The following is a 23,772-nucleotide window of genomic DNA, read 5'->3' on the forward strand; positions in this document are numbered from 1 at the left end:
GAAAAAGTGTCCATTAACGTTGCGGGTGTGACGGAGCTGACTGCCGGATATATCTCGAATTACCTGTCGTTCTTCAAGGTTCTGAATCCCGACCTGGTGATCTGTCACCTGGCCCCGGGGACGAAGATGCAGATGACGCTCACGATCGGCAAGGGCCGCGGCTATGTTCCGGCCGAGGAGAACACGCCTGCCGACTGCGAGTTCGGAACCCTCCCGATCGACTCGATCTTCACGCCGATCAAGAACGTGAAGTACTCGATCGAGAACTACCGTGTCGAGCAGAAGACCGACTACGAGAAGCTGAATTTGGAAATTACTACCGACGGGTCGATTCACCCCAAAGAGGCACTCAAGGAGGCTGCCAAGATCCTCATCCAGCACTTCATGCTCTTCTCCGACGAGAAGATCACCGTCAACATGGAAGACACGAACGGTACGGAAGAGTTCGACGAGGATGTGCTCCACATGCGCCAGTTGCTGAAGACGAAGCTTTCGGATCAGGATCTTTCGGTCCGCGCGCTGAACTGCCTGAAGGCAGCCGACGTCGATACGGTGGGCGACCTGGTGAAGCTCAACCGCAACGACCTGCTCAAGTTCCGCAACTTCGGCAAGAAGTCGCTTACGGAGCTTGACGAGCTGTTGGCCTCCCTGAACCTGAAGTTCGGAATGGACGTATCAATCTACAAACTTGACAAAGATTAATTAAATGAGACACAATAAGAATTACAACCACCTCGGCCGCCAGGCAGGTCACCGCAAGGCCCTGCTGTCGAACATGGCATCGTCGCTGATTCTGCACAAGCGCATCGAAACCACCGTTGCCAAGGCCAAGGCCGTACGGATGTTCGTAGAGCCTCTGGTTACCAAGTCGAAGGAGGACACGACCCACTCGCGCCGTATCGTTTTCTCGTACCTGAAGCAGAAAGAGGCCGTGACGGAACTCTTCCGTACGATCGCCCCGAAGGTTGCCGAGCGTCCGGGAGGTTACACCCGCATCCTGAAGACGGGCTTCCGTCTGGGTGATGCCGCCGAGATGTGCATTATCGAATTCGTGGACTTCAACGAGGCTTACACGCTGGGCATCACGCCGGCTGCCGCCACGGAGGCCAAACCCAAGACGCGTCGTTCGCGCAAGAGCGCTGCGAAGAAGACCGATGCCGTAGAAGACGCTACGGTAGTCGAGGGCGAGACCAAGAAGGCCGCTGCCCCGAAGGCTCCGAAGGCCCCGAAGGCTGCCGCCGCCAAGACGGCTGCTCCGAAGGCCGCCAAGAAGACCAACGTCGGCAAGAAGATGTAGTCCCGCGCAGGGAGCGCAATTCGAGGGGGGGGGAGGAAAAAAAGCTGGAGACAAGGAGAGAATAAGCGGGTCTGCCCCGCGGTCTCCGCAACTCACTTCGAATTCCGTTCCAGACTGCGGATCAAAATTCCCGAAGAGGTGTCCAACCGGGCCTCTCTTCGGGAATTTTTTATTTGTTCGGGGTAGCGTTTGCCGCAACGACAGCGCGCCGATTGCCTCATCGGGAACGGGAATGCCTGTCTGCCTCGAAAAGGATTTCGATGCTGGTTCGCCTGATGCTGACTGTGTGTTGATTCCCGTCAGGGAGGGAGACAGCCCGGAGGAGACGATCCCCGGCCAGCGGGAAGATGGGGCTTGATGCAGGACGAATCTGGACGCCCTGCAAGCGGGTTTGAGCCCCATGTGGGGGCGGTTTGGAGAAATATTTGCAGAAAAAAAGGTGTTGGAAAGGTAAATTTTAGATTCCGTTCAGAATTCCTTCCGACCTTTGTATCGTAATCAAAAACGAATGTTCAATTAAAAAACTTTAAAACCATGAAAAAGATTTTTTTGACCGCAGCCCTTCTCCTTGCAGGAATCACCGTAACGCTGGCCGGAAACGATCGCCCGATCACCGTTGACAAACTGCCCGCCGCAGCCCAGAACTTCCTGAAGAGCTATTTCTCCGACCTGACGGTGGCCTATGCCGTGGAGGATCCCAAGTTTGCCGGTTCGGAGTATGAGGTGACCTACACCGACCGTACCGAGGTAGAGTTCGATACCAAGGGTGAATGGACCTCGGTAGAACGCAAGTATACGGCCATTCCCGCCGCAATCGTTCCGAAGCAGATCACCGATTACGTAGCCAAGAGCAACTTTCCGAGCCAGGAGATCCGCAAGATCGAGCGCAATGCCTATACGTGGGAGATCGAGCTTACGAACGGACTCGAGATCAAGTTTGACCGGAATTTCCGCGTCATTGACATTGACGAATGATTCGGACAACGCTCCGGGAATCGCGTGTACGGTGAACCCCCCGCAACCGCACGATTCTCGCGGAGATAAAAACGGACTCTTCCCGTCAGGGAAGAGTCCGTTTTTGGTTGGTCGGGAGTTGAGAGTGTGGGGAAGGGTTGGGATTCTCTGTCCGGTTTTATCGCCTCCGGCTACTTGTTGAAGTGGTAGAGGAAGATAACCGTGGCATCCATGGCCGTCTTCGGGCAGTCGCGGATCTCGAGTGCCACCTTGATCTCGGCCTTGGTTATGCCGCGCAGATTGGTGATCGACACCAGCGTGGCGCGCAGCCGGATCTCGCTGCCGACTGTCACCGCCTGGTTGAAGCGCAGCTTCTCAATGCCGTAGTTGACCAGCATCTTCACGTTCTGCACCTCGACGATCTGTCCCCACAGGTAGGGCAGCAGCGAAAGGGTCAGATAACCGTGGGCAATGGTTGTCTTGTAGGGGCTCTCTACCCGGGCCCGTTCGGGATCGACGTGGATCCACTGGTGGTCCAGCGTGGCGTCAGCAAATAGGTTGATCTGTTCCTGGGTGATCTTCAGGTAGTCCGAGATGCCCAGCTCCTGGCCCGTGTAGCGGGCAAAATCATCGAAATCGTGGATAATCAGTCGGCTCATGGTTGTTATTGCTGTTTTCTGCAAAGATAGAAAAACTTTCTGATCGTGCGTCGTTTTGATTCCGTGTCAGGCCGTTTTTAAACACTCTTTTCGCGAATCCGTCGATGTCCGGCCCTTGTCTGTCAAGTGCGGGATACGATTGCCGGGATGAAACAAAGAGGGTGTCCGACCGTAGATCGAACACCCTCTTTTCGATGGCGGGTTTCTTGGTGTGGCGCATCCTTCACGGGGCCCCCGATGCATGAATGCCTCACCCTCTTTCCCGCACTCCCGGTCGGGAGACTATTTCTGGAATCCCTTGCCGATGGCCAGGAAGTCGGCAGCCTTCAGGGCGGCACCGCCGATCAGACCTCCGTCGACATCCTCCTTGGCGAAGATTTCGGCGGCGTTGGCCGGCTTGCACGAGCCTCCATAGAGGATCGGGCACTCGGCAGCTGCGGCACCGAACTTCTCGGCCAGCACCTTGCGGATGTAGGCGTGGATTTCCTGTGCCTGGTCGGCCGTGGCGGTCTTGCCCGTACCGATGGCCCATACGGGCTCGTAGGCGATGACGAGGTTCTTGAACTGCTCCTCCGTGAGGTTGTAGACAACCTCCTCGATCTGGGCCTTCACCACGTCGAAGTGCTTGCCGGCCTCACGCTCCTCGAGGTTCTCACCCACGCAGTAGATCGGGGTCAGTCCGTTGGCATAGGCCTGCTCCATCTTCTTGTTGAGCGTTGCGGAGGTCTCGCCGTAGTACTGGCGGCGCTCCGAGTGGCCGAGGATGACGTATTTGCAACCCAGGGCGGCGATCATCGAGGCTGCGACCTCTCCCGTGTAGGCACCCTTTGCCTCGGCGGCGCAGTTCTGGGCGCCGAGTTCGATGTCCGAACCCTTGAGGGCCTCGGCCACCATCGAGAGGTGGGTGAAGGGCGGGCAGACGATGAAGTTCACGCACGAGCATACCTCGCCGCGTCCTGCTACGACGCCTTTTGCCAGTTCGACTCCTTCGGCCGGAAGCGTATTCATCTTCCAGTTGCCGGCTACGATTTTCTTTCTCATAACGGTATTGTTTTGTTAAAAGTCCTTGTATGTGTTCACATGTTGGCGGGGCGGTAGCAGCCGTTTATTCGGCCGAGCACCATGCCTTGACCTCCTCCATCGAGGGGGCCTTCAGCCCGAGTTTGTTCTTCTTGTTGAAACCGCACAGGTCGTTGAAGAACTTGCCCGGGGCGAGTTTGCGCAGTGAATCGACGGTCAGGTAGCCCATCTTCTGGATGACGGGCACCCACTCCTCGGGAACGCCGATGGCCGTATAGGCCTCGACGGGATCCGTCGCGGCCTTCTTCTCGGGGCGCATCTGCGGGAAGAACAACACGTCCTGGATCGAGTTCTGGCCCGTCATGAACATCGCCAGACGGTCGATGCCCATGCCCATGCCCGAGCAGGTCGGCATGCCGTACTCCAGGGCACGGACGAAGTCCATGTCGATGAACATCGCCTCGTCGTCGCCCTTCTCCGAGAGGCGCAGCTGCTCCTGGAAGCGGCCCAGCTGGTCGATCGGGTCGTTCAGCTCCGAGTAGGCGTTGCAGAGCTCCTTGCCGTTGACGAAGAGTTCGAACCGCTCGGTGAGATCCTTGTTGTCGCGGTGGCGCTTGCTCAGCGGCGACATCTCGATCGGGTAGTCGCAGACGAAGGTCGGCTGGATGAGGTCGCCCTCGCAGTACTGGTCGAAGATGGCGTCGATCAGCTTGCCCTTGCCCATCGTGTCGTCGATCTCGACGTTGAGTCGCTTGCAGGCTTCGCGCAGCTGCTCCTCCGACTGGCCGGTGATGTCGTAGCCGGTCTTCTCGCGGATGGCGTCGGTCATCGTCACACGGCGGAACGGCGCCTTGAAGGAGATTTGCCGTCCGTCGATCTCCAGCTCCGTCGTACCGTTGACGGCCGTGGTGATGCGTTCGAGCATCCGCTCGGTGAACTCCATCATCCAGCGGTAGTCCTTGTAGGCGATGTAGATCTCCATGCAGGTGAACTCGGGGTTGTGGGTGCGGTCCATTCCCTCGTTGCGGAAGTTCTTGCCCAGCTCGTAGACGCCGTTGAAGCCTCCGACGATCAGCCGCTTCAGGTAGAGCTCCGTGGCGATGCGCAGGTAGAGGTCGATATCGAGCGAATTGTGGTGCGTGATGAAGGGACGCGCCGCGGCGCCGCCCGGAATGGGCTGCAGAATCGGTGTTTCGACCTCGATGTAGCCCTGCGAGTCGAAGAACTCACGCATCGTGGAGATGATCTTCGCGCGTTTGATGAAGACCTCCTTGACCTGCGGGTTGACGATCAGGTCGAGGTAGCGCTGGCGGTAGCGGATCTCGGGGTCGGTGAAGGCGTCGAAGGTCTTGCCGTCCTTCTCCTTGACGACGGGCAGCGGGCGGATCGACTTCGAGAGCACGGTGAACGCCTTGCAGTGTACGGAGAGTTCGCCGGTGTTGGTGCGGAAGGCAAACCCTTCCACGCCGATGAAGTCGCCGATGTCGAGCAGCTTCTTGAAGACCGTGTTGTAGAGCGTCGGGTCCCCTTCGGGGCAGATGTCGTCGCGGCGGATGTAGACCTGGATGCGTCCCGTGTGGTCCTGCAACTCGAAGAACGAGGCGCTGCCCATGATGCGGCGCGACATGATGCGGCCCGCGATGCGGACCTCCTGGAAGTTCTTCGCGTTGTCGTCGTAACCCTCGGCGATTTCGCGCGCCGTGGCCGTTACGTCGTAGCGTGCGGCGGGGTAGGGTTCGATGCCCAGGTCGCGCAGGGCGTTGAGCGACTGTCTGCGAAGCTGTTCCTGTTCGCTGAGTTCGATTGCCATATCGTCTGTTTTTGATGTTTCGTGGTATATCCCTGCAAAAGTAGTGAAAAACGGGCAAATTAGCAACTCGCCGGGGCGTTCAAACATCGGGCGATTTTGTTTGTTCGGAAAATATTTTTATATTTAACCCCTCATGTCTAACCAAAAAAACGTGTTTATGAAACAAACTTTCACTCACTCGTCTATTTGTTTCACACTGCGCCGTATTTGGAAATTCCCGACTTTGTTGCCGGGATTGTTCGTGCTTTTGCTGACGTTTTTTACGGCGTGCGGCGGCGACGATGGTGCGGAGGATGGCACCTATGCCGTCGTGGAGGCGGCGTCGTTCACCTTCAACGAAAATGATCCCACAAAGAATGTAATCCAGGTACTGGCCAATACGGAGTGGACGGTCTATTGGACGCCGGAGACTTCGGGCGTATCCGTATCTCCGGCGACCGGATCGGGTAACGGAAGTTTTTATGTGGCTGACATGCCGGCGGGCCAAACCTTGAAATTCGGTGTGAAAACCGCCTCGGGAAAGACCGCCTCGCAGTTCGTGACGGTGACGCGCACGTCCGGTCCGGGCGGCGATGACGGGGATGACGGAGGCGATACTCCCGCCGGGGAGACTGTGTTCAGCCTCGATTTCGGCGACGGGACGGGCGGCATCTGGGCCGATACCAACGAGGAGTGGAAGACCCAGAGCGGTACGGGCGCCTCGACGGTCTCCTACAACACCTCCCGCATGCGGATCAACAACGACAATTTCGGCTCCTCGGGACGCTATGCCGGAGCCTCGGGCAAGGCCTACGCCAAGATCTTCACGGACGGCGATCCGGGTTACTTTACGATCCGGGACATCACGCTGCCGGCCGGACAGACCGCCTATACGCTTTCGTTCGGGACGATCTTCCCTGAGGGTGACATGAATCTGGAAGTGAGTGCAGACGGTTCGTCGTGGAAAAGGCTCACCTACAAGGGTGCCTCCGCCTACAACACCTGGACGAAGGCGAGCGTGGGCTTCACGCTGACCGATGCGGTCCCGAGCCTCTCGATCCGGTATTCGGTGACGGGGGTGCAGCGGGAGTACGGATTGAGTTTTGACGACATCGTGCTGACGACCGGTGGCGGCGGTCAGCAGATCGACTTCGGTGCGTCCGGCAAGGAGTACCGCTGGGCCGAGCTTCCCGCCACGCCGGCCGACATGACCAACAGGAAGATTTACACCTTCTGGTCGACGACCGTCTCGACGAAACAGCATCTGCGCAACTACACCTATTGCTATGATACGAAACGCCACTGCCCGCTCTGGATTGCCCATCCGCAGCACGCCTGCTACGAGGAGGGCGGACGGACCCGCCCGGAGACGCAGCCCTGGGCCGCCGATCCCAACATGACGCAGGCCGAACAGGCGATCATCTGGGTATGGCCGGGGGACAACCGCGACAAGTATGTCGTTTCGGAGTCGCCGCTCTACCGCTGGGGACGCGGGCACATGCTGGCTTCGGGTTATCGCGGCTGCGGCGATGCAAACAACCCCGCGGAAATCAATGTGCAGACCTTCTATTCGTGCAACATTGCGCCGCAGGGCGGTGAGGTCTTCAGCGATCTGTGGCAGCAGGCCGAATGGCGCATCCAGGACTACTACGTCTGCGCCGACACGCTCTATTGTGTCTCGGGTGCCCACTTCGGCGAGGGGGCCATTGCCGCCCATGACGGCAGCTGGGTCAACCAGAACGCCCAGGTGAGGGGCAGTATCGACGAGGCAAAGCCGTGTGAGGTCCCGACCCACTACTACAAGCTGATTCTGCGGACGCGCGCCGGAAACACCCGCAAGGCCATTCAGGAGTGTTCGGCCAGCGAACTCAAGGCGGTGGGCTTCTGGTTCGAGAATGGCGACGGGACGGACGACAGCAATGCCACGATCCCGACGCTCGGCGCCGCACAGATGAAGTCCGTGAAGTGGATCGAGGAGCAGACCGGCTTCACCTTCTTCCCCGATGTCCCCGACGAGGTCAAGGAGCAGTGCAACCCCTCCGACTGGGGATTCTGACCGGAGCCGGGACCGGTTTCGGCCGTATGAAACGAGGGGAGTGCCGGATGGCACTCCCCTCGTTGGTTTCAATTCGGAAGGTTCCGGAGCTGTGTGCGATCCCCGGCATGCGGTCTCCGGTGTCCGGCCTTCTGTGCCCGGTCTCCTTCGTGTGGGCCTTTTGCCCCCCCCCTCCTGGGGTTACTTTGCCGCCTTGCTGCGGGGTGCGAAACGCCGGTAGAGTGTCCAGGCCGCCCAGCCCAGCACGGCACCGACCAGAGCGCCCCAGACCAGATCCATCGGGAAGTGTTTGCCCAGATAGATCCGCGAGTAGCAGACAACCAGTGTACAGCATATCATCAGCAACGTGAACCACCGCCGGCGGATGACCCGTGCCGAGAAGAGCGCCAACGCAACGATCGTCGCGGCGTGGGCCGAGACGCTTCCGTAGCGGCCGCTGACCGCTTCGATGGGGACGTGTACCGTCCAATGCCCCGAATACCCGGCCGCCGCAAGCTCCTCGGGCGAGAGCCAGCGCAGCGTCCGCAGCGAGTCGGGCGTGATGTCGAGCCCCTCGAGCGAAGGGGTGAACATCGGCCGCCAGCGCGGTTCGAAATCGGGCAGCAGACCGCCCAGCAGTCCGTTGTGTTTGAAGATCCCGGCCACCATGTCGGCCAGTGCCACCGCTGCGGCCATCAGCACCAGGAAGAGCAGCATCCCCCGCCAGCCCGAGCGTCGCCAGACGAGCCACAGGATCACCGCGTAGAGCGGAATCCACATCGTCGTTCCTGAAAGGGTGAGCATGATGCGGTCCCACACGGGTCCGCCGTCGAAGTTCAGCGCCAGAAAGAGTTGTTGGTCGAGGTTCTGCATCGTCGGGTCAGAATTGGAAGTAGATGAAGGGCTGGATGTCGCTCGACTTGATCTGCATGACACACCAGATCATCGCGGCGGCCATCACCACCTGCAGCACCAGCGGGGCGTTGACCACCACCTGCCGGGCCAGGGCATCGACCCGCCCCGGCATCAGGTGCAGGATGTATCCCGCGGCAATCAGGGCGAAGACCCCGGCATATCCGGCCACCACCTGCGGGATCATCGCCGGGTTGAAGTTCTCGAAGATCTGATGCAGCATCAGCGAGACGGTCTGCATCGACTCGGCGCGGAACATCAGCCACCCGAAGCAGACCAGATTGAACGTCACGAAGATACCCGCCGCACGGCTCCACCAGTGCATCTGTGCGCCCGACACCTTGGCGCCCGGGACGACGCTCAGCCAGAGCTTGTGCAGCGCCAGTGCCACGCCGTGCAGCCCGCCCCAGAGGATGAAGCGCACCGCTGCACCGTGCCACAATCCGCCGAGCAGCATCGTCAGGAGCAGATTCCAGTAGGTGCGCAGCCGTCCCTTGCGGTTGCCGCCCAGCGAGATGTAGAGGTAGTCGCGCAGCCACGACGAGAGCGAGATGTGCCACCGCCGCCAGAATTCGGTGATCGTGGCCGACTTGTAGGGTGCGTCGAAGTTCTTCGGGAAGCGGAAGCCCAGCAGCAGCGCGATGCCGATGGCCATGTCCGAGTAGCCCGAGAAGTCGCAGTAGATCTGCAGCGCGTAGCCGTAGATGCCCATCAGACACTCGAAGCCCGAGTAGAGCAGCGGTTCGTCGAAGACCCGGTCGACGAAGTTCAGCGAGATGTAGTCCGAGATGATCGCCTTCTTGAAGAGACCCGTGAGGATCAGGAAGACCCCCGTTCCGAACATTTCGCGCGTGATGCGGATCGGGTTCTGGCGAATCTGCGGGATGAAGTCCCGGGCCCGCACGATGGGGCCGGCGACCAGCTGCGGGAAGAACGACAGGTAGAAGAGATAATCGAGCCAGTTGGTCAGCGGGCGCAGCTGTCCGCGGTAGACGTCGATCGTGTAGCTCATCGACTGGAAGACGAAGAACGAGATGCCCACCGGCAGGAAGATGTTCTGGAACTGGAGAAAACCCTGCCCGAAGAGCTGGTTCGAGATGTCGATCAGGAAGTTCGTGTACTTGAAGTAGCCCAGCATGCCGAGGTTCACCGCCACGCTCAGCGCCACCAGCCAGCGTTTGGTCTGCCGGCTCTGCGTGTGGAAGATCCCCCGTGCGATCAGGAAGTCGCTCGTCGCCGTGAAGATGAGCAACAGGAAGTAGATGCCGCTCGACTTGTAGTAGAAGTAGAGCGAAAAGAGTACCACATAGATGATGCGGGCCATCGGCGCCCGCCGGAAGGCACTGTAGACGAGCAGGAAGCCCGCAAACAGAAACAGGAAAAGACCGCTGCTGAAGATCAGCGGCGAGGTGGCGTCGTAGGTCAGCAGCGCCGTGAGCCGTTCCCAGATGCCGTCCGTTGTGGGGAGTGTCATGGTTGCGGCAGGTTAAGGGATTCGGGGACCGGAAGCCCCTGCGGTTCGGGCGTCAGCTCCGGAAGCAGCTCCCGCTGCAGGCGGATTCGCTGCAGCGAGTCCATCACGGCCGCGGCTTCGGCCTGGCGGCGCTGCGTGAGGAGGATCTCCGTGTAGGCCTTGCGGATCTCCTCGTTCAGCGCATCGTAGAGCGCCCACGCCACACGCCGTCCGCCGGCGTAGTTGATGTGGGTGAAGTCCTTGCCGGCCCAGCCGTTGCGCACGAACTCCGCCATGCCGCCCTGGGCGCGCATCGCGTCGCTCGTGGGCCAGAAGGCGGCTCCCGTGTTGCGGGCCGCCGTGCGCTGGCTCTCGGTCATGTAGGGAACGGCGTCCATCGGTTCGAATCCCGAGTCGGTCTTCACCGAGCGGTCGCTCACGCCCAGGATCAGCACTGCGGCACCCGGGAAGCACTGCCGTACGTAGGCCACCATCTTTTCGATCTGCGAGGCGTAGCCGCGATAGTCCGTCACGCCCGCCTGCATGATGTTCAGCCCGTACTGGAGGATCACCAGATCGTATGGTGCAAAGGAGTGGATGCGGGCGTTGACCGACGGATTGGTCCAGAACATCGCCTGGCCGTTGTTGCTGCGCACCGAGTAGTTGTCGACCACCACGCCGTGCCCCTCGAAGATCGCACCGTAGCCGATGAAATCCTTCGTCCCGGCGAGAACGCGGAAGCCCAGCGAGTGGATGTGCGGTGCCGAAACGGCGATCTGGCGCACCGTGGCATCGCCCTCGACCGTGAATTCATGCCGCAGCGTGTCGTTCAGCGTCACCTCCACGCGGCTCTCCGCCGGGGAGAGGAAGAGGATCCGGGCGTCGGTCACGGCATCGAGCTGCTGCCGGAAGTCGGTGTTCTCCCAGCGGGTCGAGGCGTCGGTCGAGGGCTGGCTCACCCAGCCCGAAATGTAGAAGTGTTCGCGCAGGAAATCCGGAGCCGCCTTGCGCTGCATGATGTTGTAGGTGGCCCACCCCTTGGACTGCGTCTTGATGGTGCGGCGGAAGGCCGTCAGCGGCGAGGCCATCGGGGCAAAACCCGTACCGCCGCCCGGACGTCCTCCGTAGGCGGTCTGGAGGCGTTCGCGCAGATCGGCCGTCAGGATGTCGCCCTCGACGAACGAGTCGCCCAGAACGGCAATCCGCACCGGACGCCGCGCCAGCAGCAGCGTGTCGCAGAAGGCCCGCAGACGGCCGCTGTCGCTGTAATCCTCGATCGGAGTCAGCGTGGCGACCCATCGTGTGGTGTCCGCCTTGCGCGGCGCATAGCGGTCGTCGGCCGGCGTGTCGTCCGCAAGCCGCCATTCATAGATGGTCGGGGCCTCCTGGTGCGCGGTGTCGGCCTCAATGCGCGAGGCCACCTCCGCCAGATCGACGCGGAACTCCTCCTCGTCGTAGAGCCCCGTGGCGGCCTCCTGCTCCGCCGGGGCCGAATCGTCGAACGTCATGAGGTCCGAGAGGATGTTTGCGCGCCGCAGGTGGATGCCTCCGATACTCTGCGGAGGTATGAAACTTACGGCCACGAGCACTGCGATGAGTGCCGCGGCCGCCAGCCAGGTGCGATGGGTGTAGTCTTTCTCCGGAGTGTTCATTCCGCGTTGTCAGTCGTTGCGTCGTCCGAGGATCAGGAAGACGTAGTAGAGCACCGACGCGATGGCGCTCAGTGCCGCCACCAGGTAGGTGCGGGCTGCCCACGAGAGGGCTTCGCGCGCCTGCGAGAGCTGCACGCCCTGGATCGTACGGCTGGCCTGCAGCCACTCCAGCGCCCGCGCCGAGGCGTTGTACTCCACGGGCAGCGTCACGATCGAGAAGAGGGCCGACATGGCGATCAGTCCCACGCCGATCCAGCAGAGCACCTCGTTCTGTGTCGTGGCCAGGATCACCAGACCCAGGATGATGACCCACGTGGCGGCCGACGAGGCGAACTGAACCACCGGAACCAGCTGCGAACGCAGCACCAGCGGTGCATAGCCCCGGGCATGCTGCACGGCGTGGCCGCACTCGTGGGCCGCCACGGCGGCTGCCGCCACGCTCGTCGACGAGTAGACCGCGTCGCTCAGGTTGACGGTCATCGTCTGCGGGTTGAAGTGGTCGGTGAGCTGGCCGCTCACGTGCGTAACCTTCACGTTATGGATGTTGTTGTCGCGCAGCATCTTCTCGGCCACCTCGGCGCCCGTCAGGCCGCCCGGGAACTGCACCTTCGAATACTTCTTGAAGACCGACTGCAGGCGCGCCTGCACCACGAAGCCGATGACGCCGATGATGATGATCAGCACGAACATGCCCATCGTGGCGGCGTCGTAGCGTGCGGCATGCGGCTCTGCGTAGTAACCTGCCTGAAGCAGGGTGATAAGGGGTTGATACATAGTCGTAAGTGTTTACTGTTTCTTGCGATACGTGTAGTACGAACCGGCTTGCTGGCTCGGCATCAGTACCATGTCATTAACGTTCATGTGGGCCGGTAATTGTGCCACCCACGCGATTGCCTCCGCAATATCCGCGCCGGTGAGGGGCTCGACCCCCTCGTAGACGGCTGCGGCACGTTGCCGGTCGCCGTGGAAACGCACCTCGGAGAACTCCGTTTCGACCATGCCGGGGCGGATCTCCGTCACCTTGATCCCGGCCGGGAGCAGATCGGCGCGCATCGACTGCGAGATGGCGTGCACGGCGTGTTTCGTGGCGCAGTAGACCGCGCCGTTTTCGTAGGGCTCCGTGCCGGCGATCGACCCCAGGTTGATGACGTGTCCGCGGCCTGCGGCCACCATTTTCGGTGTGATGACCCGCGTGACATAGAGCAGCCCCTTGACGTTGGTGTCGATCATGGCGTCCCAGTCGCGCGTGTCGCCGCGGTCGATGTGTTCGAGTCCGGCGGCCAGTCCGGCGTTGTTGACCAGCAGGTCGATCTGCTCGAGGGGTTCGAGGTTGCGCCGAACCTCCTCTTCGGAGCGGACGTCGAAGGTGAGTGTCGTGCAGTTCCCGCCCGCCGCCTCGATCTCGGCCTTGAGTTCGGCGAGCCGTTCGGCACGGCGTCCCGTGGCGATGATGTCATAGCCTGCGGCGGCGAGTCGCAGGGCCGTTGCGCGGCCGATTCCGGAGGTCGCACCCGTGATGAGAGCCCGTTTTTTCATGAAAATCCCGTATTTCGGACAAAAATACGAAATTTATATGTTTCTTTGCATAAATTTCAGGACAAAATAGAGCACCCGTGAATCTCGCCTTTTTCATCGCCCGCCGTACGGCCCGTCCGACGCCCGGAAACCGCCCCGGGGTCATGGACCGCATTGCCGTAGGGTCGGTGGCCCTCGGGGTGGCGGTGATGATTCTGACGCTGGCCGTGGTCATCGGCTTCAAGCGCGAGGTCGCCCGCAAGATGGAGGGGTTTGCCTCGCACGTCACGGTGACCGACATCCGCGGGGTCGATGCGCTCGATTCCCGGCCCGTGCATCGCAGCGCCCGTCTCGAGGCGTTGATCCGTTCGACCGACGGCTTTGTTGCGATGGCCCCCTATGCGCTTAAGGGCGGGATTGTCCGCACGGCGGATGCCGTGGGCGAGGTGGTGCTCAAGGGCATCGGACCGGATTACGACACGTCGCTGCTCGGGGAGTGGCTCGTCCGGGGGCAGATGCCCCGCATCGGCGATTCGATCCGCACGAAGGACATTCTCCTCTCGCAGCTGCTGGCCGACCGGCTGGAGGTCGGCGTCGGGGACCGCATCGAGATGCTGTTCGTCGACGGCGGCGAACGCCCCCGCCGCGACCGCTTCAAGGTGTCGGGAATCTACGCCTCGGGGTTGGACGAGATGGACCGCTCGATGGTCTTCACCGACATCCGGAACGTGCAGCGCCTCTGCGACTGGTGCGCTGACGAGGTCTCGGGCTACGAAATTCGGGTCCGTTCGCTTGACGAGGCTCCGGCCTTTGCCCGGACGCTGGACCGCACGCTGCTCTACGACGAGGGTGAGGGCACCGAGAACCTGGCCGTCGAGAGCGTCACCGAGCGTTACGCCAACATCTTCGACTGGCTGAAGGCCCACGATGTCAATGCAGCCGTGGTGATCGGCATCATGCTCGTCGTGGCGTTCTTCAACATGACCTCGGCGCTGCTGATCCTCGTCCTGGAGCGCACGCGCATGATCGGGTTGCTGAAGGTCCTCGGCATGCGCAGCCGGCAGATCCGCGCCGTCTTCCTCTGGCGGGCCGCTTTCGTGGCGCTGCGCGGTCTGGGGTGGGGCAACCTCGTCGGTCTGGGCCTCTGCGTGCTGCAGCACACGACCCATCTCGTCAAACTCAACCCGGAGGGGTATCTCCTCTCCGAAGTCCCCATATCGCTGGGGTGGGGGTGGTGGCTGGCACTCAATGCCGGCTTCATCGCCGTGATTGTCCTCCTGCTGATGATCCCCGCCTCGATTGTCTCCCGCATCAAACCCGAAGAAACGATTCGTTACGAATGAAACCCTACAATACCGATCAGTCCAAGAAGGAGGAGGTCCGCGAGATGTTCGACAACATCGCGCCGAAGTACGACCTGCTCAACCATACGCTCTCGATGAGCATCGACCGTCTCTGGCGCCGTCATGTCGTGAAGATCGTGTGCCGTGTGAAACCCCGCCGCATCCTCGACGTGGCCACCGGAACGGGTGACCTGGCCATCGCCATGGCCCGCCGCATCAGAGAGACTCACGTCCTGGGTGTCGACCTCTCGGAGCGCATGCTCGACGTAGCCCGCCGCAAGGTCGAGGCCCGCGGTCTGGACGGCCGCATCGTGCTGGATCACGGCGATGCCGAGCACCTCGATGTGGCGACGGCGTCGGTCGACGTGGCCACCGTCGCCTTCGGCGTGCGCAATTTCGGCGATCTGGATGCCGGGCTGCGCGAACTGGCCCGGGTGCTGCGCCCCGGCGGGCGGGTCGTCATCCTGGAGTTCTCGAGACCCTCGAACCCGCTGTTCCGCACCCTCTACGAATTCTATACCTACCGGATTCTGCCCCGCATCGGCGGCATGGTCTCCCACGATCGCCGTGCCTACGAGTATCTCCCGGCCTCGGTCGGCGAATTCCCCCGCCCGGCCGAATTTCTGCGGCGACTCGAGGCGGCCGGATTCCACGACTGCAAGGCCCGCAGCCAGAGTTGCGGCATTGCCCAAATATATATTGGTGTACGATGAAACGATTGTTCTTTTATTCGCTGCTACTCTTCGCCGTCCTGGCGATGGGCTCCTGCCGGCGCTCGATTGAGAAGACGGCTCAAAAGATTCGTTTCGAGGGAATTGAACGGGTGCAGCTGCAGGGGTTGACCTCCGCCGAGGTGGTCGCCCGGATCGACAACGGCTCGGCCCATCGGCTCCAGCTCGCCTCGGCCCGGATCGACATCCATTACGCCGATGCGGTCGTGGGACGGCTGATTCTCGAGGAGCCCGTCGAGATCGACCGTCGGACGCAGGCCTCGATCCGGACGCTCTGGCGGCTGCAGATCTCCGATCCGCTGACCCTCTTCGTCCTCTACCGCAAGGTGAAGGCCGGTGAGTTGGACCGTATCGCCCTCTCCTTCGAGATCGAGGGCCGCGGCGGCCCGGCTCCGCTCCGTTTTTCCCGCGAAAAGATGCCTTTGTCCGAATTTTTGACTACCTTTGGGCTCTCCGTTCAGGATGTGCAAAATTATCTGAAGTTATGAAATATCGTACGCTGATCCTTACCTGCGCTCTGTTGATGGTCGCTTCGGTTGCCGGAGCCCAGTCGCTCGAGGCCTTCAAGCAGCGTCTGGCCCAACCGACAGCCGGCTCTGCGCTGTTCGATCCGGCTCGCGTCGTGGTCACCGAACACGGGGATGCCGCCCGCGCCGTGGCCGATGCCGCCCGCAGTGCCCAGCGCCTCTCCTACAAGGGCCATCGCGTCTGCATCTTCTTCGACAACGGCCCCGATGCCCGCAACGGTGCGCTGGCAGCCAAACAACTCTTCGAAGAGACTTTTCCCGGTATCCGGGTCTACATGGTTTACGAAAGCCCGTGGTTCTCGGTCTCGGTCGGAAACTGCCTGACCTCCGAAGAGGCTATCATACTGAAAGGCAAGGTCTCGGCCATCTTCCCGAAGGCCTTTCTGAAGAACGAAGTGATCTCCGTGAGCGACCTTCTGGAGTGATTTGCGGCTGTTTTTGAAAATTTTTTGATTTTTCTTTGCTTTGTTTCGGCGAATATCTATCTTTGTGGCGTTTAAGAAGTGTTAATTAAACGTTTGACGCTATGAAAAAGATTTTCTCTTTGGTCATCGTTCTGGCTGCCGTAGCCATGGTTAGCTGTGGTGGAAACGCCAACAAGAAGGCAGCTGCTGATGCCGCTGCTACGGAAGCTGCTGCTACCGAGGCTTCGGCTTGCGAGGGTTGCACCGAGAAGTGCGATTCGACGGCTGCTTGCGAGCAGGCTGATTCGACCGCTACCGAGGCTGCTGCCGAGACGGTTGAGGCTGCAAAATAATTTTGCCCTCTGAAGATTGGGGAGATTTCTCGAAGGGAATCTCCCCTTTTTTTGTCTTCTCGGGATCGGAACGTGCGGCTGCAGTCCGCCCCCCCCCTCCCCGAGATTAGACGGGCGGAGGCGTCTGCGCAGGCGGCCTTCCGATAAAATCGGGTGATGCGATCTCCTCCGCATCCCCTTTTTTTGTATCTTTGGGTGGCGAAAACCAACGACATTAAAAAATATCAGCTATGAAAGTCCTGCTTATCAATGGAAGCCCCCATCGCGAGGGCAATACCTTCATCGCATTGAACGAAGTTGCCCGCACGCTCGAGGCCGAGGGCGTAGAGGCCGAAATCGTCTCGATCGGTACCAAACCCATTCCGGGCTGCATCGGCTGCTGGCAGTGTGCCCAGACCGGCAGTTGCGCCTTCAACGACGATCTCTACCTGCTGATCCGCGAAAAACTGGCCACGGCCGACGCCCTGATCGTCGGTTCGCCGGTCTACTTCGCCGGCCCGAACGGTTCGCTGTGTGCGCTGCTGGACCGTCTGTTTGTCTCGTGCGTCGACCGCCTGGCCTATAAACCGGCTGCTGCCGTGGTCGTGTGCCGCCGCGGAGGAGCCAGCGCCGCGTTCGACCGTCTGAACAAGTATTTCATGATAACGAACATGCCGGTCGTCTCGTCGAAATACTGGAACAGCGTCCATGGACGGACTCCCGGCGAGGCCAGTCAGGACGGTGAAGGTCTGCAGACGATGCGTGTGCTGGGGCGTAACATGGCCCGCGTGCTCAAGTCCGGATTGCTCGCTACGGAGAACATCCCCGAAGCCGAACCCCGCATCATGACGAGTTTTATCCGTTAGTCGGGTCGCGGGGCGCACGAATCGGACTTGGGACCGGGCCTTTCATGCCGGGACTGACTTTTCTTTCGAGCCTGTCCGAATCCGTGCCCGGCGGCGCCGTGCAGAAAAAATCGCCGTCATTTGCAGAATCGGGAAATATTGCGTACTTTTGCGCCATCCCCACGGAAAGATGCAGGAGTGGTTGAACTGGCCCGCCTGGAAAGCGAGTAAACCTCAAAAGGGTTTCAGGGGTTCGAATCCCCTTCTTTCCGCTCGAAGGTACGTTTGTGAAGAGCGTTGCAGAATTTCTGCAACGCTTTTTTTGGTTGTTCTCATATGCGGCGTTTGCCCGGTTTCCTCCCGGAGCAGATGGCGCGGGACCGAAGACCGGAGTGGATTCCGGTCGACGGTAGAGTAGTGCGGCATCGTGTTTGGCGCCGCTTCCGGTAGGTGGAAGGGGGTGCGACAATATCCCGTGGGCTGTTGTCGGGGTGAAGGTACGCCGTGAACACGTGCTCTGTTGGCAGCTCCTCCCGTTGCGGGTGGGTATGCCTTGTCGGCTGATGGGGCCGGTTGTCGTACAGGTCCCGAGCGTCGCTTATTCGACGTGTTGCTGCGCCTGTCCGATCCGCCGGTCCAGCGGGGTTGAGGAGCGTTCGCGGAGAATCGTCAGCGTCTCCTCGACAATCTCCTGCAGGGTCCACGGAGAACCCATTTTGCGTAATCGCAGACGCTCGCTGGCGATACGCAGCGGCTCGAGTAGTCCGATGGCTGCCACGATGTAGGGCGGCAGCCGGAGATTGTCGATCCGGTATTTCCGCTGGTTGAGGTAGGTCAGAAACGTGTCGTAGGTCGTTCCCAGCAGGTAACGGCCGTAAAGTTCGAAGATCCGTTTGCAGTTGCGGTGTGAGTTCTCGCGTTCGAAGTAGACCTGTTTCAGCTCTTGCGCCAGAAGAATTCGCCATTTCAGGTGGTTGGGTACGTACATATCTTTCATTTTTGGTGGTCTTTTTCGTGCAGGCCGGTCCTTGCACCGAATCCGGGGGGCTCGAAGCCGGACCGGGTGGGTGGCGGAACTGCTTGCTGGCAGTCTGATTCCTGTTTTGTCTCCGGCCAGGGGCTTCGGCTGAGGAGATAAATCGCTCCTTTCCGTTGATCTGATTCCTGGCTGTTGGAATTGGCTAACAAATATTTATTGCAAATATAAAATAATATATTGTAAAAATGAGCCTTTCAGCCGAAAAAAAAGCGGTAAGGCTGTAAAATCGCTGTAAACGGATTGCCTGTCTGTAGGAGTGAATCGCGTCCCGATTCGACAGAGACAATCTTTTCCTGATTGATTTTTGAAAATGATTACAGATGAAAACTATAGGTTGCAATTGTGTAAGGTATTTATTTGTAGGTTGTTATTGTTCACCTATGGCTCGTTGAGGGCCTGGATGACTGGATTCTGCTGAAAAAAATGTTGCAATTTTTACAAAAACCTTTTATTTTTGAGCCCGTGTGTAGTGGCTGTCACAGATTGTTTCGTCGCAGCAAAGCCTGACAAAATCATGTGCAAGAAAGATACATACAAGGAATCGGATGAAAAGACGAAGGAGTTGGTTCCCGAATTCTTCCGGACTTATTATCCGATGTTTGTCTCTTTTGCCCGCAATTTCGTGCAGAGTCATGAAACGTGTGAAGATTTGGTGCAGGAGGCGTTCGCAACCCTGCTTGAGCAGGGTTATACCTTTGAGAACGAATATCTTGTCAGGGGATTTCTTTATAAAACACTTCGCAATAAATGTCTCAATCATCTGAGACATGAACAGATTCGGAACCGTTATTCCGAATTGCAGATTGCTCGTCATAAGCAGAAACAATCGGAAGAATTCTTTATAGACGCCATCATGCAGGAGGAGTCCTCGGTAATTATTGCACAAGCCATCGAATCCCTCCCGGCAATGGGTCGGCGGGTGCTCAGCCTGGCTGTAGATGGTTTTAGCAATCAGGAAGTTGCAGATGTGTTGGGCATTTCGGTCAATACGGTCCGTACGCATAAGGCACGGGCTTACAAAATACTGCGCATGATTCTTTCGAATCAGTGGATGATTTTCTAAGGAGAGACCTTTCCTCTCCGTGTCGTTTCTGTTCAGGTCTTTGGACTTACGATTATTTATCTCTGCAAGGTGCACATTAAAAGCATCTTGCAATTTTTTTTGATCTTATGTCATCCTTTTTTGTTTCTAAAGTGTTATATTAACGGTGTTAGTTGGGAATATCATATCATTTGTCAGGACGGCTGTCTTGCTGGGGAGGTTTTGGGTTTCGAAAACCTCCGATCAGGAGCGCGAACAACTCAAACTCAGACTCCGGGAGTGGAATCGTGAGCACAAGATCGCACTCTTCCGTCGGATCCTCGATGAAGAGGAGCTGGAGAACCGCCGGATCATCCGCGAACAGTGTGATGTCGATGAAGCCTGGCGAAAGGTGCAGGTCCGCCTCCGTGAGCGAAAAAGCAGGGCCCGCATCCGGCGTTACATGTTCAAACTGCAAAGTGCGGCTGCCGTACTTGTCGTACTGCTCCTGACTGCCGGCATCATTTACGATTCGCATACCGGACACCGGAAGCGGGTCATGGCCCGAATCGCCGAGATCCGTCCCGGAGGTGCACAGCCAACCCTCTATCTGGCCGATGGCCAAAGCGTGGAACTCGGTCGGGCGGATTCAACGGCGGATCTCGGCAATGCCCGTATCAGCGGAGAAAACAGTCTGACCTACCGTCCGGAGCCTTCTTCCGATCGTGAGGATCGTTCGGAACCCCTCGCGGAGGTCTATAATACACTCATTACACCCCGCGGATGCATGTACGACGTGACGTTGGTCGACGGTACGCGGGTCTGGGTGAATGCTGCCTCGCGGCTGCGCTTCTTTACGACCAACCACAGTAGCGAACGGATTGTCATGCTGGAAGGAGAGGCCTATTTCGAGGTGGCGCATGATGCCTCCCGTCCCTTCGTCGTCGTGTCGGGCGGACAGCGGATCCGGGTTCTCGGAACCCATTTCAACATCAAGGCCTATGATGCCGCTCAGGCAGTCTATACCACATTGGTGGAAGGTTCCGTCGAGGTGACATCCGACTCCGGCGAGCAGAGTGTCCGACTCTCGCCCGGCGAGCAGGCTGTCTACCGGCGGCAGTCGGATGAACCGATCGAGGTGACACAGGTCGACCCCTCGCAGGCCCTTGCCTGGCGTTCCGGAACCTTTATCTTCTCGCACGCCACCATCTCCGAAATCCTCGAGGAGCTCTCCCGATGGTATCGCTTCGATTATGAGGTGGCTCCGTATCTCGACCGGTTCCGCTTCACGGGGCAGTTCCCCCGCTGCGGCGAACTCGACCGGATCCTCGATATCATTACCTCTACAGGCACCGACATAAAGATCGACTACGACGGAGAACGTATCACGCTGAAATAATCCCACTAAACTTTTCCCATTATGACGAAACCTTTACAAACGAAAAAACGGAAACATCCCAAGGGCGTTCCAACACCGGGAACGTGGCGGATATGGATCCTTCCGGCAGCGGTTTCGACCCTGCTCTCCCTTGCCCCATCGTTTCTGTTTGGTCAAGGTGACGGGCCGCAGGAGGAACGGTTCATCCGGGACAATTACGGTCTGCCGGTGTCGGATGCAGCGGAAACAACCCTTTCGGGCGAGTATCTGCGCAAACTCCATCCGACCGATCTGTTGCGTGCGCTCGAACTGGCCGATCCTTCGTTGTGCGGATTTGATCCGGATCAGGGCTCCGATCCGAATGCCGTACCCCAGTCTCTGAGTCTGCAGGGAACACGCTCCTTTGCCTGGAATCTGAGCCAGGCGGATGCGCTGCCGCTGGTCATTGTCGACGGCCACAGCGAATCGATGGATCGGCTGAGCGATTTCGACATGCAGCGCATCGAAAGCGTTACGCTGCTCAAGAATGCTTCGGCAACCGCTTTGCTGGGTGTGCGCGCCGGACAGGGGGCCATCCTGATCCGAACCCGGACTCCCGAAGCGCATCGCCTGCAGTTGACCTACCGTTTCGACGGTATGTTCCAGAAGGCCTCCCTGCGCAATTTCGATCTGATGGATGCCGCACAGAAACTCGACTGGGAAAAAAGTACGGGTGCTTACGACGGTAACGAAGCCCTCTACGATCAGCGGATGGCTGACGTGCGGGCCAACGGTTCGACCGACTGGCTCAACATGCCCGTTAGAACCTCGTTCTCGCATCGGCACCGTGTCTCCGTCGACGGCGGTGACAGCAGCCTGCGCTATCGCGGCGTGCTCTACCTGAATCCCGTCAAGGGGGTCATGAAGGGCTCGGAGCGGAAATCCTACGGCGGTTCGGCCTTCATCGGATATACGACCCGATCGTTCCAGATCTCCAACGAACTCAATGTCGACCTGTTCGATGCCGGAGAGTCTACCGCCGGAGCCATCCTCGAATGGGCCCGGATGGATCCCTATTATGTAGCGACCGATGGACGTGGAGTTCCGTATGACGTGCTCGGAAGCGGTACCTTCTCCGAGCAGGGGTCTCCGTTGTACGAGATGTCGCTCAACAGTTTCGCCGAAGACAAGATCGCTCGGGTGAACAACAACCTGACCGTACGTTGGAAGATCGACTCCCGCTTCAGCATCGCCGGACAGTTCAACCTGACGCACGATTACGACCGCCGTTCGGAATTTGTCTCTCCGTCGTCGCTCGTCTACCGGGGATACACCGCCGATGAGGCTACGAAGGTGGGCAGTTACCGGATTCGTCGCAACGAGTTGAAGAGCTATCAGGAGCGGATCTGGGCCGATTATCGGCAGGAGTGGAATCGTCACTCGCTGCGGGCTTCGCTTGGCATGGAGATCTACTCGGCCACTTACACCGATAACTCCTTCCGGGGGACCGGTATTTCGAGTGACCACATGGATTACGTCTCCTTTGCCCAGTATTATGCCGAGGAGCGCCCCGAAGGTGTCGAGATGGCCGAGCGGGTGTTGAGCGGTTACGGAACCCTCTCGTGGAACTTCGACCAAAAGCTCTTTGTCGATCTTTCGGGGCGTCTGGACCGGTCCTCGCGGCTGGCTCCCGAAAAACGCACCGCCGGCTCCTACGGCATAACGGCTCGCTACGATCTGCGGCGGAGCTTCCTGCCCGAGTCGGATTTCATCAGTCGGCTGAGTCTGTCGGCCGGGTACGGCGCCACGGCCGGCTATCAGTTCGATTATGCTCAGGTCAATCCACTCTACGCCTATGATTTCGACAACCCCTATCTGAACGGTTTGGGCTCGTCGGATTACAGCGAAGGTCTGGTTACCCTGTTCCACTCGAACGTCTACAATCCGGCGCTCCGGTGGAAGACCACCCGCAGCGCTCACGTCGGTATTGACGGCCGGTTCGGACCGATCGACCTCACGCTGAAGTATTACAACTCGCTTTCGAAAAATCTGATGACCGTTGAGAGTCAGTCGCCGGTGTTCGGCTCGGAGATCCGTTATACGAACCGGGGAGCCATCCGCAATTCGGGCGTCGAATTTGCTGTTGCGGCAACGATCCTGAACAACCGGAACGGAGTCGATCTGACCCTCTTTGTAAACGGGGTGGCCAATCGCAGCCGGATTACCGCGTTGCCCGATTATTCGTCCGATCTTTTCCTTGCCCAGGCCCTTGCCGAGGGATCTTGTGTCGGGATGGTTCGGGGTGATGCTGCCGACGGTATCTATGTGCTGCCTTCGGCGGGCATTGATCCCGATACCGGACGGGAGCTCTTCTACAGTCGCGACGGTTCGCTGACCGACACCCCGCAGAGCAGCGATCTGGTCTTCGAAGGATCCCGGACGCCCAAACTCCGCGGCCGTTTCGGCGCAACGGCAGCCTGGCGGAACCTCGATCTGGGAGTGGTGTTCGCCTATTCGCTGCGCGGAACATATTACGATATCTATACGCAGCAGGCGGTCGACTGGGCCTCGACGGCCGATAATGTCCCGACCGCAGCTCTCGACAAATGGAGCCCGAGTCATCCGGATGCCGCCTTCCAGGGCGGAGACAATCCGTCGCATTACGCCTCGTCGCGCTTCGTGTCGAAGCGCAATACGCTTTCGCTGGCTTCGGTGCGCGTAGGGTATGCCTTCCCGAAGAAGATCGCCGCAGCCATGCGCATGCAGGGTCTTAAGGTGAGTCTGACGTGCGACGATGTCTGGTTCGTCTCCTCGGTCAAGACTCCCCGGAGTCTCTACTATCCTTATGCCTCGAGTTTCATCCTCTCTCTGCAAGCAACCTTTTAAA

The 23,772-nt window shown here is 59.5% G+C and carries 22 protein-coding genes and 1 tRNA gene; 14 read left to right on the forward strand and 9 right to left on the reverse strand.

Going from position 1 to position 23,772, the window contains the following annotated elements; all coding sequences use genetic code 11:
- The 3 genes from rpoA to PUQ42_RS05935 all read left to right on the forward strand — a co-directional run.
- A partial coding sequence (gene rpoA / locus PUQ42_RS05925; protein ID WP_273371911.1) for a DNA-directed RNA polymerase subunit alpha occupies positions 1–702 on the forward strand: 702 nt, incomplete at its 5' end.
- Positions 703–706: 4 nt separating this feature from the next.
- Complete coding sequence (gene rplQ / locus PUQ42_RS05930; RefSeq protein ID WP_087404961.1) at positions 707–1,297, forward strand: 50S ribosomal protein L17; 591 nt, start codon at positions 707–709, stop codon at positions 1,295–1,297.
- A gap of 534 nt (positions 1,298–1,831) precedes the next feature.
- Positions 1,832–2,272, forward strand: coding sequence for a PepSY-like domain-containing protein (locus tag PUQ42_RS05935; protein ID WP_273371915.1), 441 nt, complete (start codon positions 1,832–1,834; stop codon positions 2,270–2,272).
- A 170-nt stretch (positions 2,273–2,442) separates the two neighbouring features.
- Here the strand turns inward: PUQ42_RS05935 and PUQ42_RS05940 are convergent, their stop codons facing one another.
- From PUQ42_RS05940 to lysS, 3 genes are all read right to left on the reverse strand, one after another.
- On the reverse strand, positions 2,443–2,910 hold the full coding sequence (locus tag PUQ42_RS05940) for a MaoC family dehydratase (protein ID WP_122120156.1): 468 nt from the start codon (positions 2,908–2,910) through the stop codon (positions 2,443–2,445).
- 282 nt (positions 2,911–3,192) lie between these two features.
- Positions 3,193–3,951: a triose-phosphate isomerase gene (tpiA, locus tag PUQ42_RS05945; protein WP_087311275.1), complete on the reverse strand. Its 759-nt coding sequence runs from the start codon at positions 3,949–3,951 to the stop codon at positions 3,193–3,195.
- Between the two features lie 64 nt (positions 3,952–4,015).
- On the reverse strand, positions 4,016–5,740 hold the full coding sequence (lysS, locus tag PUQ42_RS05950; protein WP_273371919.1) for a lysine--tRNA ligase: 1,725 nt from the start codon (positions 5,738–5,740) through the stop codon (positions 4,016–4,018).
- A 241-nt stretch (positions 5,741–5,981) separates the two neighbouring features.
- Here lysS and PUQ42_RS05955 point away from each other — a divergent pair, with 241 nt between their 5' ends.
- The gene (locus PUQ42_RS05955; RefSeq protein WP_420534952.1) at positions 5,982–7,775 is read left to right on the forward strand and encodes a DNA/RNA non-specific endonuclease; all 1,794 of its coding nucleotides are present in this window, start codon (positions 5,982–5,984) and stop codon (positions 7,773–7,775) included.
- Positions 7,776–7,955: 180 nt separating this feature from the next.
- Here the strand turns inward: PUQ42_RS05955 and PUQ42_RS05960 are convergent, their stop codons facing one another.
- Genes PUQ42_RS05960 through PUQ42_RS05980 form a run of 5 tightly spaced genes read right to left on the reverse strand, consistent with a single transcriptional unit; the run spans position 7,956 to position 13,307 of the window.
- Positions 7,956–8,627 carry a phosphatase PAP2 family protein gene (locus PUQ42_RS05960; protein ID WP_273371923.1) on the reverse strand — a complete coding sequence of 224 codons (672 nt, stop codon included), beginning with the start codon at positions 8,625–8,627 and terminating at the stop codon, positions 7,956–7,958.
- Between the two features lie 7 nt (positions 8,628–8,634).
- Positions 8,635–10,140, reverse strand: coding sequence for an MBOAT family O-acyltransferase (locus PUQ42_RS05965; RefSeq protein WP_087311279.1), 1,506 nt, complete (start codon positions 10,138–10,140; stop codon positions 8,635–8,637).
- Complete coding sequence (locus tag PUQ42_RS05970; RefSeq protein WP_087405341.1) at positions 10,137–11,771, reverse strand: SGNH/GDSL hydrolase family protein; 1,635 nt, start codon at positions 11,769–11,771, stop codon at positions 10,137–10,139. The genes PUQ42_RS05965 and PUQ42_RS05970 overlap by 4 nt, the downstream gene beginning before the upstream one ends.
- 9 nt (positions 11,772–11,780) lie before the next feature.
- A complete protein-coding gene (locus PUQ42_RS05975) occupies positions 11,781–12,545 on the reverse strand; it encodes a zinc metallopeptidase (protein WP_087311281.1) in 765 nt (254 codons plus the stop codon).
- A 12-nt stretch (positions 12,546–12,557) separates the two neighbouring features.
- On the reverse strand, positions 12,558–13,307 hold the full coding sequence (locus tag PUQ42_RS05980) for an SDR family NAD(P)-dependent oxidoreductase (RefSeq protein WP_122120161.1): 750 nt from the start codon (positions 13,305–13,307) through the stop codon (positions 12,558–12,560).
- Between the two features lie 77 nt (positions 13,308–13,384).
- On the opposite strand from PUQ42_RS05980, the gene PUQ42_RS05985 reads away from it, so the two are divergent.
- The 7 genes from PUQ42_RS05985 (at position 13,385) to PUQ42_RS06015 (ending at position 17,740) form a co-directional block, all read left to right on the forward strand.
- The gene (locus tag PUQ42_RS05985; RefSeq protein ID WP_087311283.1) at positions 13,385–14,629 is read left to right on the forward strand and encodes an ABC transporter permease; all 1,245 of its coding nucleotides are present in this window, start codon (positions 13,385–13,387) and stop codon (positions 14,627–14,629) included.
- Positions 14,626–15,342 carry a bifunctional demethylmenaquinone methyltransferase/2-methoxy-6-polyprenyl-1,4-benzoquinol methylase UbiE gene (gene ubiE / locus PUQ42_RS05990; protein WP_087311284.1) on the forward strand — a complete coding sequence of 239 codons (717 nt, stop codon included), beginning with the start codon at positions 14,626–14,628 and terminating at the stop codon, positions 15,340–15,342. The genes PUQ42_RS05985 and ubiE overlap by 4 nt, the downstream gene beginning before the upstream one ends.
- Positions 15,339–15,848 carry a hypothetical protein gene (locus PUQ42_RS05995; RefSeq protein ID WP_087405338.1) on the forward strand — a complete coding sequence of 170 codons (510 nt, stop codon included), beginning with the start codon at positions 15,339–15,341 and terminating at the stop codon, positions 15,846–15,848. Before ubiE ends, PUQ42_RS05995 begins: the two co-directional genes overlap by 4 nt.
- Positions 15,845–16,312: a hypothetical protein gene (locus PUQ42_RS06000; RefSeq protein WP_232009136.1), complete on the forward strand. Its 468-nt coding sequence runs from the start codon at positions 15,845–15,847 to the stop codon at positions 16,310–16,312. Before PUQ42_RS05995 ends, PUQ42_RS06000 begins: the two co-directional genes overlap by 4 nt.
- A 119-nt stretch (positions 16,313–16,431) precedes the next feature.
- Entirely contained in the window at positions 16,432–16,644 is a 213-nt protein-coding gene (locus PUQ42_RS06005; protein WP_273371933.1) for a hypothetical protein, read from the forward strand.
- A gap of 230 nt (positions 16,645–16,874) precedes the next feature.
- Entirely contained in the window at positions 16,875–17,489 is a 615-nt protein-coding gene (locus PUQ42_RS06010) for a flavodoxin family protein (protein ID WP_273371936.1), read from the forward strand.
- Between the two features lie 163 nt (positions 17,490–17,652).
- Positions 17,653–17,740, forward strand: a tRNA-Ser gene (locus PUQ42_RS06015).
- A gap of 326 nt (positions 17,741–18,066) precedes the next feature.
- Here PUQ42_RS06015 and PUQ42_RS06020 read toward each other — a convergent pair.
- Positions 18,067–18,465, reverse strand: coding sequence for a hypothetical protein (locus PUQ42_RS06020; protein ID WP_273371939.1), 399 nt, complete (start codon positions 18,463–18,465; stop codon positions 18,067–18,069).
- Between the two features lie 556 nt (positions 18,466–19,021).
- Here PUQ42_RS06020 and PUQ42_RS06025 point away from each other — a divergent pair.
- The 3 genes from PUQ42_RS06025 (at position 19,022) to PUQ42_RS06035 (ending at position 23,771) form a co-directional block, all read left to right on the forward strand.
- A complete protein-coding gene (locus tag PUQ42_RS06025) occupies positions 19,022–19,570 on the forward strand; it encodes an RNA polymerase sigma-70 factor (RefSeq protein WP_273371941.1) in 549 nt (182 codons plus the stop codon).
- Positions 19,571–19,757: 187 nt separating this feature from the next.
- Positions 19,758–20,927: a FecR family protein gene (locus tag PUQ42_RS06030; RefSeq protein WP_273371944.1), complete on the forward strand. Its 1,170-nt coding sequence runs from the start codon at positions 19,758–19,760 to the stop codon at positions 20,925–20,927.
- A 207-nt stretch (positions 20,928–21,134) separates the two neighbouring features.
- Positions 21,135–23,771, forward strand: coding sequence for a SusC/RagA family TonB-linked outer membrane protein (locus tag PUQ42_RS06035; protein WP_273371946.1), 2,637 nt, complete (start codon positions 21,135–21,137; stop codon positions 23,769–23,771).
- Position 23,772: the final 1 nt, after the last annotated feature.

It is taken from the genome of Alistipes megaguti, assembly GCF_944320325.1.
GTDB lineage: Bacteria > Bacteroidota > Bacteroidia > Bacteroidales > Rikenellaceae > Alistipes > Alistipes megaguti.

Coding starts and splice junctions, on each gene's coding strand:
- rplQ (WP_087404961.1), top strand. CDS start 707: ATGAGACACAATAAGAATTACAACCACCTCGGCCGCCAGGCAGGTCAC.
- PUQ42_RS05935 (WP_273371915.1), top strand. CDS start 1,832: ATGAAAAAGATTTTTTTGACCGCAGCCCTTCTCCTTGCAGGAATCACC.
- PUQ42_RS05940 (WP_122120156.1), bottom strand. CDS start 2,910: ATGAGCCGACTGATTATCCACGATTTCGATGATTTTGCCCGCTACACG.
- tpiA (WP_087311275.1), bottom strand. CDS start 3,951: ATGAGAAAGAAAATCGTAGCCGGCAACTGGAAGATGAATACGCTTCCG.
- lysS (WP_273371919.1), bottom strand. CDS start 5,740: ATGGCAATCGAACTCAGCGAACAGGAACAGCTTCGCAGACAGTCGCTC.
- PUQ42_RS05960 (WP_273371923.1), bottom strand. CDS start 8,627: ATGCAGAACCTCGACCAACAACTCTTTCTGGCGCTGAACTTCGACGGC.
- PUQ42_RS05965 (WP_087311279.1), bottom strand. CDS start 10,140: ATGACACTCCCCACAACGGACGGCATCTGGGAACGGCTCACGGCGCTG.
- PUQ42_RS05970 (WP_087405341.1), bottom strand. CDS start 11,771: ATGAACACTCCGGAGAAAGACTACACCCATCGCACCTGGCTGGCGGCC.
- PUQ42_RS05975 (WP_087311281.1), bottom strand. CDS start 12,545: ATGTATCAACCCCTTATCACCCTGCTTCAGGCAGGTTACTACGCAGAG.
- PUQ42_RS05980 (WP_122120161.1), bottom strand. CDS start 13,307: ATGAAAAAACGGGCTCTCATCACGGGTGCGACCTCCGGAATCGGCCGC.
- ubiE (WP_087311284.1), top strand. CDS start 14,626: ATGAAACCCTACAATACCGATCAGTCCAAGAAGGAGGAGGTCCGCGAG.
- PUQ42_RS05995 (WP_087405338.1), top strand. CDS start 15,339: ATGAAACGATTGTTCTTTTATTCGCTGCTACTCTTCGCCGTCCTGGCG.
- PUQ42_RS06000 (WP_232009136.1), top strand. CDS start 15,845: ATGAAATATCGTACGCTGATCCTTACCTGCGCTCTGTTGATGGTCGCT.
- PUQ42_RS06010 (WP_273371936.1), top strand. CDS start 16,875: ATGAAAGTCCTGCTTATCAATGGAAGCCCCCATCGCGAGGGCAATACC.
- PUQ42_RS06020 (WP_273371939.1), bottom strand. CDS start 18,465: ATGAAAGATATGTACGTACCCAACCACCTGAAATGGCGAATTCTTCTG.
- PUQ42_RS06025 (WP_273371941.1), top strand. CDS start 19,022: ATGTGCAAGAAAGATACATACAAGGAATCGGATGAAAAGACGAAGGAG.